Raw genomic sequence first — 14319 nt, 5'->3', positions numbered from 1 at the left:
TTTGATGTGTTCACTTTCGGTTACGTACAAAAGCCGTGTTTTTCAGTGGCCTCGCTTTCCAGTAGGGGGAAATTCGCTATTTGAGGTGAGCAAATGAAGAAGAAATTATTAATCAGCGTCGCTACTGTGGTACTTGTCGTTATGACTACTTTAGCCATCCAAAGTTACGCTGGCTCCCAAATCCCTACTTACGTTTTCGGGAACCACAACGCAATTTACAAACCACTGAAGCAGCATGAACTGCGTGACGATCCGAATAATCCGTACTTCTACGCACCTGTAAAAATAACACCGGAGGAAGAAGAGTATCAAAAGTCGATTACAGGTCGTATTGTTACTAAGTATGGCGAGTTTGAGCGAGTACGAGAGCAAGACACGTCGATCAGCGAAGATGAGACTGTATACAATTATGACGATATCAATAAAAATACAAAACAGGTTATCGATCATGGCGTTTTTATAAAGACGAAGTAATAACATTCGATCTCGTCCGAATGGTTTCAGAACCTATAGATTAAGCTTAATGCGGATTGCAACCGAAGCGAAAGTCGTTTGAGCAATATTGACATAGAAAATAATATATAAATATAAATAAAAGCAGCCAGAAGCATTTCTTCTCGGCTGCTTATTTGATTTTAACTTTCACTTTGTGATAATGGCAGTCCTGAAGCAACTGGGAACTCGGAATAGCCTTTCGAAACCTTCATTCCCTAGTCTAGTACTATATTTTCTGAGTCTATTACTTAATTTTTCAGTCTACAACTTTATTTTCTTCTGTCAGTAGAAAGCACCTTATGTAATTGTATACCAAGTTTATATGCCATCAGCGAGGGTATACCACTACAACGTTCATATTGCTATTCTAATTTTATATTTTCATCAAATGGAAACCTGTGCTTATTGAAGTTTTTTAGGATATAAGTACCATTATATGAATCTATTATTACCATTTCAAAACAAAATAACCCCAATATGCATTGGGATGTAAAGTTTATTGATTCTTTCTTTTTTCCTGACGCGATTGCATTTCTACAATGTATGTATCAAGTTGTTGGCTGATCCGTATCACTTCTTCGTCCGCAAAGCCACCTTTAAGCTGAACTGTATCTGTAAGCTTCTTCCTAAGTTCGTTAATTTTATTTTCCAAAGAGTCTATTATCACTCACCTCACGTACACTATCTCTCTATGAGTATAATGTACGTTACCAGTCAAATATGCGAAAAAATCCCACTGCAACTCTATGTCGAAAAATGAAAAAGAGCAACACCTTATTGGCGCTGCTCTTTATAATTACCTACCAAGGGTGAATAACGCCAGTATCACCAAGTGCAGTGACCGTAGTTATAAATACGACAGTGAAGAGAAGGGATCTAAAATAAAGCTTCTTTAGTGAGTTTTTCATACCTAGCCCTCCGTTTCTTTGGTGCTCATAATATAATAATTGCTTAGTTTTTCGAGAATGTCTCTGTTCATAGAAGTATTATGTTCTATATGTATGTGTATAACCATATTCAGACATCCTTTTTCCGTGATTGTATCGTTAATTTTCGAAAAACACAACGCCCCATCCATTAGGGAGTCAATGCATTTTTCAATTTCCCCTATAGCCAAATAATACTTTGCTTGAAGTCGAAGGTATTCCCCGTACCCGTAATAAGTCAATGGATTCCTTTTGTCTACAATGGATGAGTTTATTCTTCCGCTCTCCAATACAGCTTTAACATCTTCGATGCGGGACTGGTCTAAATACAGTCGGATGAGGTGTCTCGACGCAGAGAGTACAAAGGCATCACTACATGTCTCAAGGAAGGAGTGAAGCTCTTTGATAGCTTGACCTGTATTTCCTTTTACTGCTTTAAATAACGCTTCCATCAAAACGACATTTTCTTGGGCATTTGGGTAGTTGAATTGCTTATATTGCAAGGAGTAGAGTTCTGATTCCTCGTATTTTTCGAGAGCAAAAAACGAATCTCTAAGGACTCCAAGCGCATAGGCTCTATATGGGTAAGTGCCGTTTTCATCTGTGAAAATTTTCTTACAGTGTTCAATGCTTTCATTATAGAATCTTAGATTGTAAGCATGAACGCCTAATTTGTAGTAAAGCTCAATCCGGTCTTGATGGGGTAAGAAGTCAGCGTAGTTCAGAATATACTTCCCACTATAGTAAGTTTCCTTCAATTTGCTAAAATCATTTCGTTCAATAAGATAGTTGATATAAGCCTTTAGCAATATAGGGCATAATTCCGTGTGATCGTGAGTGTTCTATGATGAGATTATATAGTGACAATTTGATGGAGTCATCTTCGATGGGGGCTATAATTTGATAAAGCTTTTCGGTTAAGTCAACGCTGTCTTCATTCGGAGCTTTAAGATACTTAGCTGCAACCTTGCGTATTAGTTCGGTGCTGCCCCTTTGCAGAATTGTTGTTTGTAGGATATCGAACAACAATTCTGCTCTTTTTTCAACTTCGACGTAATAATCAACCAATGTTTCAAAAGGAATTTTCAATGATGTGGCTAATATCCGTACAGTTGAAAAATCTGGTTGTTTGATTTCACCATTCTCGATTCTTGATATTGTACCTTTATTAATACCCGACAGCTCTGATAACAGTGTTAATGTGATATTCGATGCACGTCTAGTGTCGTGAATTAGCTCTCCGATTATTTTTATTTTCGATGCTGTCTTCAATGTCAGCCCTCCTTTTCCCGAAATAACCACCTATATTTTACCATGTTGTGTAGCTCATGTAAATTGATTGATGACATGAGAAAGATAAGAAACGGAGTGTTAGTCATGTCATTTGAAGTTTTGCCACAGTCTTTGCATAGATATCGTTGTCTGGTTCGGTACTTACCCATTCCGCTTGACTGTCGCTTTCCACATATTTCATCTCCCCGTTGACTAAAATGTAGCAAATCTACTTTCGGTTTGGTCAAAATAGCAACAATTAATACGAAAACAGCCTAACGAAACATACTTTGTTAATATCCGCCATAATGGTAAAATCTTATTATGCAAAATGACGCAATTACGGGAGAGATGGTAATGGAGAAGGAAAAATCACTGAATTTGGGTTACTTTCTTGCACTATTTCTAGGAGGACTAGGAATCCACTTATTTTATGTGGGGAAAACGGTACGAGGGGTATTTTATCTCTTATTTTGCTGGACTTATATCCCAATTATCTTGGGATGGATGGATATGCTTTTCATGAAACGATGGATACAGGATATAAATTTCAAAAATCGATATCAAGACGCTCCTTCAATTGATTACCTTAATAGAAAGGAGAATAATTTGAAAGATAGAGATAAAGCTTCAGGATATACAGGAAACAACTTGAAGTCTATTTATATCAAAGGTCCTCTTTTCTATGATGAGGGAGGCAATATATTACCTAAATATAGTCACTTAAAGACTCCAACACGAATTCAAGAAAGCTATAAGGAGATAAATCAGTACTTTAATAATAATACGCATGTATTCTATGCTACTGACTTCGTAATGGACTCTTATGCGCGTTCGAATACACCAGGAAGATATTGCAGCTTTGAACCGTTATTCGCATATTGGACTACGTTTAATAGTATGAATCAAAAGCAGGAAAATTGGTACTTGTATTGGCGAAGTGAATTTCTTAGAGAAAGCTTCTTAAAAACGGATTTAAGTTACATCATTCTTTTTACTTATGAGCTCCTCAATTATTCGTTTAATCAAAATGCTGCTTTCAATGCGAGTATCTTAGTTAAACTGTTCCACGTTTACCGTGATACTGTTCCAGGGGTTCAAAGATATCTTCCACAATGGATAAGTGACTTCCTATTGGAGTTAGGCGAGGAAGAACTAGCCAAAGAATGGGATGCTTATTCTGACAATTATGATTATCAAAAAAGTAGACTTCACGAACAAATGATAGTTCATAAAGATGAATTTGATAAAATATCATACTCGACATGGAAACCTTATGTCGTTGGTTATAGAGCAACGGAATTCTTCTATGCCAACAAAACCAAAATATATAAGATGTTTAAGAGTAGTATCATGGTGTATGAAAAACTCCTAAGAGAGAACGATAAAAGTATTTTTGATGAATGGTTTCAAGAAAAGAAAAGTGTTACACAAAGGGAATTGTTTCGTTCTGCTGTAGTAGAAAGACCGATTACACAAATAACTGTAACTAAAGTGGTCATGACAGAAAAAGAAAAAATAGCCACAGACTTATCAGTTTTGTTCCGTCTTTCAGAAAATGCTGTTCGAGATATTATGGGTGAAAAGCGGAAAATTAAAGTGGATGAATCATTACTTCCGGAAGGGATGAAAGAGAAACTGGATGAATTTATTGGTTCTAAGAGTAAGGCGTCGCCGAAAACAACAAGATTTGTTAAGGTTAGAGAAGGTTCGAATGCTACTGGTGGTAGTTTGATACCGCAACGACCAAATAAAGATGATGAGTCTGATGAAATAAAAACACCTGCATTTAGTTTAAATATGGATGAAGTAAATAAAGAAAGAGCGGCTAACGAAGAGTTTGCCAAGATTTATCGCGATAATTACGAGGTTGAAACAGAAGAAGTTGAAGAAAACAATGAGAACGCAGATGAACAAGAGAATGAAAGAAATGGAGATGAAAATGATACTGTTCATTCCTTTGAAGAGATTTTTGCTTCGAGTGATGAAGACTATGCGTCCTTTATTGAAAACCTAGATGAAAAAGAAAAGGATATTCTCTTCATATTTGATGATTTGGAAAAGCCTATGATTGAGGTCAATCAGGCTGCCAAATCTCTGGGTGGTTCAGCAAATGTTATTATTTCTGAGATAAATGAGAAATCAATTGAACACTTGGGAGATATGTTAATTGAAGAAGATGGAGAAAATTACGTTATTGTTGATGAGTATAAACAGGTACTTAATGAATTGAAAGGAATGAAGACTGCGTGAATATTAAGAAAAGGGATTCGACTGTAATTTTGAATACATTGTCTGGTGGTGTGGTTCCAAGCAGAGGCTTGGAACACATTATGGTTGGTAGGACCGAAGAGGCTAATCAAATACTTACTGATTTGAAGAATGTAAAAGCTGGTTCTTCAACAATTAAGTTTTTTATAGGACCGTTTGGAAGCGGCAAGAGTTTTATTCAGGCTTTAACGCAACAGATTGCATTTAAAGAGAAGTTTGTAGTAGCAAAAGCTGACTTTGCTCCAAATCGTCAATTGTATGGTTCCGATGGGAAGGCAGTTGGGGTCTACACAGAACTTATGAAGAACTTGTCTACGTCTACATCTCCGGAAGGGAACGCTTTGCCTGTTATCTTGGAGAAATGGCTGAATGATGTTCAAAATCTTGTGGTCGAAAAGAAGCAATATGGGTCAGTGGAATTTAATAACCCTGAGTTTGTAAAAGATGTTGAACAAGAAATAACCTCGATCGTATCTAAGATGGATGAATTGACTGGAGGATACGATATTTCTCGAGTCTTGAGTCTGTATTATAAAGGCTATGCAGAGGATAATACTGAGCTGCAAAGATGTGTATTACGTTGGTTACGAGGCGAATACAAGACAAAGACAGAGGCAAGACAAGATTTAGGTGTAAGAGAAATTATCAATGATGCGAATTACTATGATTACATTAAATTGATATGCAAATTTGTAAGAGAAATTGGTTATTCCGGTTTGGTCATAAATTTAGATGAAGCAATCAATCTCTATAAAATTACTCATTCACTAACGAGAGAAAAGAACTATGAGACTATCCTAAAAATTTATAACGATGCACTACAAGGGAACCTGGATGGTTTGTATGTTACCTTTGGTGGAACACCTGAGTTTTTGACAGATGAAAGAAGAGGGCTCTACAGTTACGGTGCCCTAAAGAGAAGATTACAGACGAATGCTTTTGAGACCATGGAGTATAGAGATTTAACTCAGCCGGTGATTAATCTTACTCCATTAACAATGGAGCAGATATTTGTGCTTTTGCAAAAACTGCGTGACATACATGCTGCGCATTATGAATATGTAGCAAATGTTAAGGATTTAGAGATAAATGATTTTATGAAGTCAGAATATTCTCGACCTGGAGCTGCTGAAAATCTGACGGTTGGTGATGTAATTCGTAAATTTATTCAAGCGCTGAGCATTCTGCATCAGAATCCTTCGTTTGATAGAAGTCAGATTTTTAGTAGTAGCAACGAGAACAATGAATCCGCTCCAACAGAAACGATAATGAGTCGCTTCCAAAGAACAAATTAGGAGGTCCGGCGAATGAGTACATTTGATTTGTTATCGAATTCAATGAAGAAAAAGGTTTGGGATATGAAATGGGAAAGATTCACGGTCATTCAAGAAATGACTATCCCAGTGGTTATTCAAACAGATAAAGATATAGTAGTGTCTTCAGGGACTGCTTCGGGTAAAACTGAAGCAGTTTTCTTACCAGTGCTTAGTCTTGTGGAGAAGGAAGCAAGAGGAAAAGTGAAGGTTCTCTACATATCGCCTTTAAAAGCCCTGATAAATAACCAATTCGAACGAATAGAAAAATTATGTGAATACAATCAAATCGAAATACATCGATGGCATGGTGATGTTGACCACGGTCAGAAAAAGAAATTTGTTAAAAATCCAGCTGGAATCTTACAAATCACTCCAGAATCGATTGAAAGTTTATTTGTAAATAGAACTGAGTATATTCAGAGCATCTTCAAGGATATCGAATTTATAATTATTGATGAAATTCACTCCTTCATCGATAAAGGCCGTGGTGTACAGTTACGTTCTCTTATATCTCGCTTGGAAGCATATTGTAATAAAAGACCACGTATTATTGGGTTGTCAGCGACAATTGATAATTTCGAATTGGTCAAAAAATGGGTCAATTATGAAAACCCTAACCAAGTTGAAGTGCTGCAAACGGATGAGGGAGATAAAGAACTCAACTATTACTTAATGCACTTTCCGTTGGATGAAGAAAACAAAAAGCCAGTTGAACTTTACGATGACATTAGAGCATTAACGAGGAATCTAAAGTCGATTATTTTCTGTAACAGTCGAGGTGGTGTAGAGGAGACTACTGTGTTCCTTAATCGATTAGCGAAGCGGGAAGGTGTTGGAGAAACGTATTACCCGCATCACTCGTCAATTGATAAAAAAGAGCGTGAATATGTAGAAAAGACAATAGCAACTGCTACGGTACCTAAGAGTGTTATAGCGACGAGTTCGTTGGAATTAGGGATTGATATTGGAAAAATAGAGTTGGTCATTCAAATTGATAATACATTCACGGTCTCTTCGTTGAAGCAGCGTTTGGGTCGTTCTGGTCGAGAATCAGATAAGAGCCAAATACTGCAACTATACACAACCTCTATGGATAGTTTGATTCAATCATTAGCTGTAATGGAATTGGTGTTAGAAAAGTGGGTTGAACCGTCTACAGGGTATGGCGCTCCGTATGATATTATGTTCCATCAAATCCTTTCGTTATGTCATGAATTCAATGGAATCACACTAGATGATTTGCTTGTTTCAATTAAGAACAATGGTTCTTTTCATCATATCAAGGCTGAACGAATTGTGATGCTAATAGAACACATGCTTCAGTATGAGTATCTTGAATTGATACCGGGAGAAAATGTGTTTGTTGTTGGGCTAGAGGGAGAACGTCTGATGAGAGGGAAGGAATTCTATCCAGTCTTTATGACATCAGAAGAATATGAGGTTTTTGATGGTGCAAGAGTAATAGGGATGTTAGATAAAGGGTATCCAATTGCAGTCGATGACAATGTGATTTTGGCGGGTAAGTTATGGACAATAGTCGATATTGATGAGAATAGAAACAAAATACGCGTTATAAAAGCAGTAAGTGCGAAGCCTCCTCGTTATTTAGGTGGTTCAGGGGAGTTACATCCAAGAGTAGCAGAAAAGATGATGGAGATCCTTTGTTCAGATAAAATGTTCAATTACATCAATGATGAGGGTACTTTGACGCTTGAGGACGCTAGAAAAAATAATCGGTTATCAGGAATAGGTAATCAGCAGAGGTTTTTTTGGATTAAAAGAGATGAAGTGTTGTTTGAAAGCTATACCGGTACAAAAATAGCTAAAACTTTGACGTTAATGTTCCGTTCAATGGGTTTAGAGTCTCGAGTATGTGATAGCGTATGTAGAATTCAATTGAAGGGCGTCGCGTTCGAACAACTAAAAAAAGTGCTAGAACAGTTAAAAAACAAAGAATGGTTTGTAGATGAGCTGCTTGAATATGTGAAAGAGAATGAGTGGTTTGCATCTAAATACTCTTCAATGCTGCCGGCTGATTTGCTAATAGAAATGCATATCGCACATGAGATGGATGTCAAAGGTGCGATTGATTTCCTGAAAAACAAGGAATTTGTTGTGATTGATATTGAAGAGTAAATATGGAGCGATGTTATCGATGTACGCAGAAATTTGGGAGGAACTACATTTTAATAGAACGAATAGGGGAAAGTGAAGCCGTATTAACAGATGAAGATTTTTATAAGTTGGAGAAGTAGAAGTTTGCTAATAATGAAAAAGTTGAGTTTGGTGATCAAAAATAAGAAAGTGTAAGTATCTCAAAGAAGGCGCTGACATCCTATAACACCATAACTACGCCCTTGGTTCGCCTGATGCGGCAAGCAGAGAAGCGGACTCAGCTCACAACCCTGCTAGGCTAAGTCCGTCCGACCCGGCGCGTACGTGCTTTAAATCTCCCAGGTTCGTAGATACAAGAACGTTAGGTGAAATAAACGCAATGATGAAATGAGGGATAAGATGCCTGAATATTCACAAGTTCAAACCTATATAAAGTGCGATCAAAGCAATATAAAAAAGATCATGCTTGACTTTATAAGCACATTAAATGACTGCGGGATTCAAGACGCTGAAATGATTTCTGCTTTTAGTGGACTAGAATGGGCGATAGATGAGGATGGCTCTATGTATGTGAGTGGAGGAGAAGTAACAAAAGAACTTATGATCGCTGGACAACTTATACACATTCGTCCTTTTGTTATAGGATGGACTTCAAAAGCCTTCAAAGAATTGCAGCAATCTTGGCTTGAAGTTAGCCTTCTCCTTTGGACAGAGGAAATTTTACAATGTCATTTAGATTACGTATTAAGAGAAGAACATAGATCAGTGATTTGGAAGTTAATGAATTCATTCTCACATTTCCCTAATCATTCTGGTGTGTATTTTACTAATGAAGCAACGGATGGCCGTCCTTGGGAAGCATTTGTACAGAACGACTTAGATAATGTATGGATGTTTGATGCTGCAATAATAAATAAAAGCAATATGAATTATTATCAAGCTATCGACGAGTCAAGCTTTTTCTCGAATCTTCAGGAGAATGAATTATTAATAGCTCGGAAAGAAACATGGATTATAGAACCTTGGTGATTGTATTTCAGGGAGACGTGTACCTTATAAACATCATATTCACGCGGCGGAGCTGGCTCCTTTATTGGCAGAAAGGCGAAAATTAGGCGAACACACCTGAGAGGCTAACTGCACAAGAGCAGCCGGGGACTTTGTCCCCGTAAACCTCTCGGCATCGTGAGTACAGGAACGTTAGGTGAAATACTTGCAAAATAAATAAAGGAGATGATAGTTATGCATATTGATTTATTAACATCAAACGGAAGAAGGGAGTATGAAGTGCTTCCTTCCGTCGCTTATGAAACATATTGTGAACATATTGATTTTCCTGAAGTGGACTTTAATTCCGTTATAGATCCAATAGTCCACACAATAAAGCTTGTTTCTAATTTGGAATTAATAAATGATGAATATGAAATAACAGATGAAATTGAGGAACAATTGAAAAAGAAATATTGGATTGATGAAAATGGGGATCGATTAATAATTGCAAAGATGACAATGACGGAATTTCCAAATAATTGGAGAGAACGTATGGGTGTTTCTTGGTCTTACTGGCTTGATGCAATTGATGGCGATCATATGGTAATAGGCTCAAGAGCTGATGAAATAATTGATAGAGAATTATATGACAACCCCTTTGATAATGGAAGTTTATACTATATTGATGATATTACCGTTCATGATTCTTTTGATTATGATGATATCGAAACAGACTTAATACGTTATACTTTTAGAAATTTCATTCAAAACGATGCAGGCCAAGTGCGACAGTTCACTCATGAATGATTCGTACGCCGTTTTCCACCCAAGACATTTTCTTGGTCGATTATTAATCAATTCTATTGCATGTGAAAGTTCTTCCTCTGTGACCCTAGCAAAGTCATGTCCCTTGGGAAAGAACTCTCTGAGGAGCCCATTGGCATTCTCATTGGTTCCTCTTTGCCATGACGAATAGGGATCAGCGAAATAGACCTTAATCTTGTGCGAGGACTCAAGGTTTCGATGACAAGCAAACTCTTTCCCTCGATCCACGGTCGCCGTCTGAAACGTGGGTGTAGGATAGGACTTAGCTACTTTATCAAATGCTTCTTCCATGGAAGAAACGGTGCGATCAGGCATCTTCACCGCAAGATACCAGCGTGTCTTACGCTCTGCAAAGGTTGCCACACAAGCTTTGCTTCTACCACGGCTAGATACGACGGTATCGAGTTCCCAATGCCCAAAGCTCTCACGCTTTCGTACTTCCACGGGACGCTGGCTGATTGTTCTTCCGATATTGAACCGTCCACGTGTTTCTGCTGGTTTGCGGCGTTTTCCTTTGTGTCGAAGAACTTCAATGCTCCCTTGTACCAACAGGCCTGAGTACAGCCAGCGATAGATCGTTTTAAAGGATATACGGATGTCTGGGTAGTCTTGTTTCATACGACCAGCGATCTGTTCAGGAGACCAAGTAGCCTCGAGTTTCTCCGTGATGTAATCGATTCGCTCAGGTGTATGCTTTCCTAAGTAACGGACAAGATTACGACGTTCCTCAGAGGCTATATGAGCAGCATCTGCCTTGTATTCATTGGAAATCTGATTGCGTTTCAATTCACGAGCAACACTCGAATGGTGTCGTCCTAGTTCCCTCGCTATGACTCGGGTGGACCAGCCCTGGCTGTGCAGGAGCTCTAGCTTCCCCCGTTCGAACATGTTAAAATGTGAGTAACTCATGATTGATTCCTCCGTGTAATGGTTGTTGTGGTGACTCCATTTTACACGAATCAATCATGAGCCATTTTTTTATTTAATGGTAACTGTCGCACTTCATATTACAATCCGTCATGATAAAAAACTTTTAATTGGAGTAAAAGGTCAGAATTTTGGTTTCGTTTAACGGTGATTGTAATAGTGAGTGTTTAATAGGCCATAAAGAAATAGACTGAGAGGTATACATATGAAAAAATTCTTTAAAATTTTTTCTATTACTATTCTTGTTATTGTAATCGTGTCTATAGTAGCTTTGCTAGTATTTGGACGTAACAACCATAGTAATTTATCTGGAAGCGTTTCTGATAAAATCGATCAGTATTTGACAAATGAAAAATTTCAGGGAACCGTCCTAATTGCAAAGGAAGGTGAAATTTTATTTAAAAAAGGTTATGGATTGGCAGCCACTGATTTACCTAACAGCCCAAGCACGCTCTATCAGATTGCTTCATTATCTAAAACATTCACTGCAGTAGCAGTCATGCAACTAGTAGAAAAGGAACTTCTTAACTTAGATAATCCAATTTCGCAGTACTTTCCAGACTTTCCGAATGGAGAGTCTATTACAATAAGTCATCTACTAAGTCATAGCTCGGGAATCCCGGATTATCTAAAGGCGAATTTCAAATTTGACTACAGCAAAGAATGGAATCCAAATGATATTGTAAAAACCGTTAGCGATTCTGAATTAGAGTTTACCCCAGGTAAAAGCTTTAGTTATAGCAATACTGGTTATGTGATGTTAGGACTTATTGTTGAAAAAGTTAGCGGACAGTCATATGCAAATTATATAGAAGAGCATATTTTTAAGCCAAGCAACATGTTGAATTCTATGTTTACGGTTTCGGCTGGTACACCAATAGCGGAAGGACATGTAAAGGGGGAAGTCGGACCCGTAATGCATAATTCTGCAGCATTTGCAGCTGGGGATATCATTTCTACAGTTGAAGATTTAGAACGGTTTGACAGAGCCCTGCGTACTCATTTATTAATAAGCAAAGAATCATCAGAACTGATGAGTATGACGCATGCTAAAAAGTTTCCGTCTCAATATGGATATGGATGGTATACGCAAGATGTCATGGGGAAAAAAGCAGTAGGGCATCCAGGAGGATATCCAAGTGGTTTCCGTCATTATGTTACACGGCTAATTGACGAGGAATTAACAGTGATCGTTCTTAGCAACGAGATGACGGTGAATTCAAAAAGAATCAACCGTCATCTTACATCCATCGTTCTTCAGGAGCCAATTTGGATATGGGAAGAGCGTCTTTAATTATATAGCCTTTTCTCAAGTTTGATAAAAGATAATTTAGTCTTAAGCCCCTCTCACTAGAGAGGGCTTTAATTAATCTAACACTTCTAAAGAGTGAACTAGCAAAATTCCGAAAGGAAAAGAATAATACTGTGTTAAATGATAAAGCAGTTGCAGTGGAGTTACAGGAATGGATGGCTCCAAATGATTACATGAATATAGAATATATTCGAGACACTATGCATTGCTACTTTAAAATTTGGGATACTCCAGGGGTTTATTCGAAGACAATAGGAGTTTTAACATTTGAATCAATTTGGGCAGTAAGGGTTCAGAGATATAGAAGGCTAAATTATTATCCCCAAGAAGAGGAACATAGTTTTCGTTCTTATTTCTTAGTAGTGCCTAGTTCATCTTGGCTAAAATCTCTAATAAAACTAAGGGATGAGGAAGATTCAGAGTGGAGAAATTTTGATAAAAAGGAGTACTTTCATTATGTTATTCAAAATAATGATCATTACATTGAAATAATTTCTAGTGAAATTATTATTGATTATAAAATAGTTTGAGTGATGTAATATGATGCGACGGTAACTACTTCAAGTTGTTTATAGATATGTTCTACTTAAGAAGAGGAGTTTATCATGGAAATAAGAAAAAGGCTTAGTAGTCAGCTAGAAGGACTTAGTATAAATGAAATCGTTTATCGTTTTATTACGGAGCCTACTACATTTGAAAACAGTGTATATGATGAATCCTATGACATACTAAAAAGATATTGCAATAACATGTCTGGTGATGAGAAGTATGATGCGATTTTATCCTATTACATAGAAATTCTTAATGACCAAGAAGTTGAATTGAAGTTGTATTTTTCAGAAAGAAAACGATACTTGCATGCGATTGAATTCTATGAAGACTCTCCGAAATTATTTGATTTCCAAGAATGTCTAGAGTCCAAGGATATTCTCGTATATGTATGTAAATCTGAGGAATTCGATTGGGAGTTTGGAGTAATTCTCCTTGATGGAACAAAGGTGTTAGAATTTAGAGAAAATCAATCTTTAGGGAAATATGAAATCTTTCAAATCGAAGCTCCTTATGTTGGGGAAGATAAGGTAGAACGCACAACGAATATGATAAGAGGGTTTCAAACCGCATATAAAGAAATCAGCTTTCAGGATTTGCAAACATCTTGCTTTTGGAAGTAATGTAAAGGGTTAAACAAGTACACCCCGAAACTATAAGCTCAAGTAATCCATATATAGGCGGCGCTAATAACTATTAAAAAGGGATGTGGAACTTAAATGAACAACCATTCTAAAGGGAATAATAATAGATTTCTGAATCATGATATTTGTTTTGAGGATTCTTGGAAGGAGATATCAGTTTCCCAAATAAATGAGGTTGTAGCTGATGAGTTTCCAGGAAAAAAAGAGTTTATAGCGTTTTACCTTGCTAATAATGGAGGGGTTTTTACTAAAGGGGCATACATTTATCCTGAACATTTTTATGAAATATCAAACAATGATTATTTATCGATAGAGATTGGGAGTTTCTTTCATATTCCGTTAATCGAGGATAAGGATGATTCTTATTACACAATGTCTATGGAAAAAGCAAAAGATAGAAGGGCAGATTATTCTGAGGATTTTGAAAATTTCATTTTATTTCATATCCCTTTTGCTGACAATCATGCGGATAATGATTTTTGGATTGATATCCAAACAGGAGAAATTAAATATATGGATTACGAAGAAAGTTACGACCCTGATGATGCAATAGTTGTAGCACCTTCATTCTTGGAATTTTGCAAGCACATTCAGGCACAACGTAGGGAATAGATGATGTTATCATTCTACATGGTATGTTTCGCAAATTGATTCAGATAAATATGACAGAGAATTAT

Annotated in this window: 14 protein-coding genes and 1 pseudogene; 10 read left to right on the top strand and 5 right to left on the bottom strand. The window is 37.0% G+C overall.

All coding sequences use genetic code 11. The annotated features are described in order from the left end of the window. Nucleotides 1-93 precede the first annotated feature (93 nt). Nucleotides 94-474 carry a hypothetical protein gene (locus LQV63_RS24890; protein WP_233698704.1) on the top strand — a complete coding sequence of 127 codons (381 nt, stop codon included), beginning with the start codon at nt 94-96 and terminating at the stop codon, nt 472-474. 517 nt (nt 475-991) lie between these two features. On the opposite strand, the gene LQV63_RS24885 is transcribed toward LQV63_RS24890, so the two are convergent. The 4 genes and pseudogenes from LQV63_RS24885 to LQV63_RS32365 all read right to left on the bottom strand — a co-directional run. Further along, the gene (locus tag LQV63_RS24885; RefSeq protein WP_233698703.1) at nt 992-1162 is read right to left on the bottom strand and encodes an aspartyl-phosphate phosphatase Spo0E family protein; all 171 of its coding nucleotides are present in this window, start codon (nt 1160-1162) and stop codon (nt 992-994) included. 243 nt (nt 1163-1405) lie between these two features. Next, entirely contained in the window at nt 1406-2179 is a 774-nt protein-coding gene (locus LQV63_RS24880) for a transcriptional regulator (RefSeq protein ID WP_233698702.1), read from the bottom strand. 19 nt (nt 2180-2198) lie between these two features. Further along, nucleotides 2199-2693 (bottom strand): helix-turn-helix domain-containing protein, encoded by a 495-nt coding sequence (locus LQV63_RS24875; RefSeq protein ID WP_233698701.1) that lies wholly within the window; start codon nt 2691-2693, stop codon nt 2199-2201. An 89-nt stretch (nt 2694-2782) separates the two neighbouring features. Beyond that, nucleotides 2783-2863, bottom strand: a pseudogene (locus LQV63_RS32365) (IS1/IS1595 family N-terminal zinc-binding domain-containing protein); the annotation flags it as partial. 187 nt (nt 2864-3050) lie between these two features. Between LQV63_RS32365 and LQV63_RS24870 the strand changes: the two are divergent. The 5 genes from LQV63_RS24870 (at nt 3051) to LQV63_RS24850 (ending at nt 10192) form a co-directional block, all read left to right on the top strand. Next, entirely contained in the window at nt 3051-4946 is a 1896-nt protein-coding gene (locus LQV63_RS24870) for a TerB N-terminal domain-containing protein (RefSeq protein ID WP_233698700.1), read from the top strand. Then, nucleotides 4943-6259 (top strand): ATP-binding protein, encoded by a 1317-nt coding sequence (locus tag LQV63_RS24865; protein ID WP_233698699.1) that lies wholly within the window; start codon nt 4943-4945, stop codon nt 6257-6259. The genes LQV63_RS24870 and LQV63_RS24865 overlap by 4 nt, the downstream gene beginning before the upstream one ends. Before the next feature lie 12 nt (nt 6260-6271). Next, a complete protein-coding gene (locus tag LQV63_RS24860) occupies nt 6272-8416 on the top strand; it encodes a DEAD/DEAH box helicase (RefSeq protein WP_233698698.1) in 2145 nt (714 codons plus the stop codon). Between the two features lie 378 nt (nt 8417-8794). Beyond that, nucleotides 8795-9424: a hypothetical protein gene (locus LQV63_RS24855; RefSeq protein ID WP_233698697.1), complete on the top strand. Its 630-nt coding sequence runs from the start codon at nt 8795-8797 to the stop codon at nt 9422-9424. Nucleotides 9425-9637: 213 nt separating this feature from the next. Then, entirely contained in the window at nt 9638-10192 is a 555-nt protein-coding gene (locus LQV63_RS24850; RefSeq protein WP_233698696.1) for a hypothetical protein, read from the top strand. On the opposite strand, the gene LQV63_RS24845 is transcribed toward LQV63_RS24850, so the two are convergent. After that, the gene (locus tag LQV63_RS24845; protein ID WP_233698695.1) at nt 10121-11119 is read right to left on the bottom strand and encodes an IS30 family transposase; all 999 of its coding nucleotides are present in this window, start codon (nt 11117-11119) and stop codon (nt 10121-10123) included. The two genes, LQV63_RS24850 and LQV63_RS24845, sit on opposite strands and share 72 nt — an antisense overlap. A gap of 223 nt (nt 11120-11342) precedes the next feature. Here LQV63_RS24845 and LQV63_RS24840 point away from each other — a divergent pair, with 223 nt between their 5' ends. The 4 genes from LQV63_RS24840 (at nt 11343) to LQV63_RS24825 (ending at nt 14254) form a co-directional block, all read left to right on the top strand. Beyond that, nucleotides 11343-12431: a serine hydrolase domain-containing protein gene (locus LQV63_RS24840; protein ID WP_233698694.1), complete on the top strand. Its 1089-nt coding sequence runs from the start codon at nt 11343-11345 to the stop codon at nt 12429-12431. Nucleotides 12432-12562: 131 nt separating this feature from the next. Next, nucleotides 12563-12979 carry a hypothetical protein gene (locus tag LQV63_RS24835; protein WP_233698693.1) on the top strand — a complete coding sequence of 139 codons (417 nt, stop codon included), beginning with the start codon at nt 12563-12565 and terminating at the stop codon, nt 12977-12979. Nucleotides 12980-13054: 75 nt separating this feature from the next. Continuing rightward, the gene (locus LQV63_RS24830) at nt 13055-13621 is read left to right on the top strand and encodes a hypothetical protein (protein ID WP_233698692.1); all 567 of its coding nucleotides are present in this window, start codon (nt 13055-13057) and stop codon (nt 13619-13621) included. 96 nt (nt 13622-13717) lie between these two features. Then, a complete protein-coding gene (locus LQV63_RS24825; RefSeq protein ID WP_233698691.1) occupies nt 13718-14254 on the top strand; it encodes an SMI1/KNR4 family protein in 537 nt (178 codons plus the stop codon). The last annotated feature ends 65 nt before the right edge of the window (nt 14255-14319 follow it).

The organism is Paenibacillus profundus (assembly GCF_021369635.1).
Taxonomy (GTDB): Bacteria; Bacillota; Bacilli; order Paenibacillales; family Paenibacillaceae; genus Paenibacillus_B; species Paenibacillus_B profundus.
Note: the sequence above shows the minus strand (reverse complement) of the source record. Positions and strands in the feature narration are given on the sequence as shown.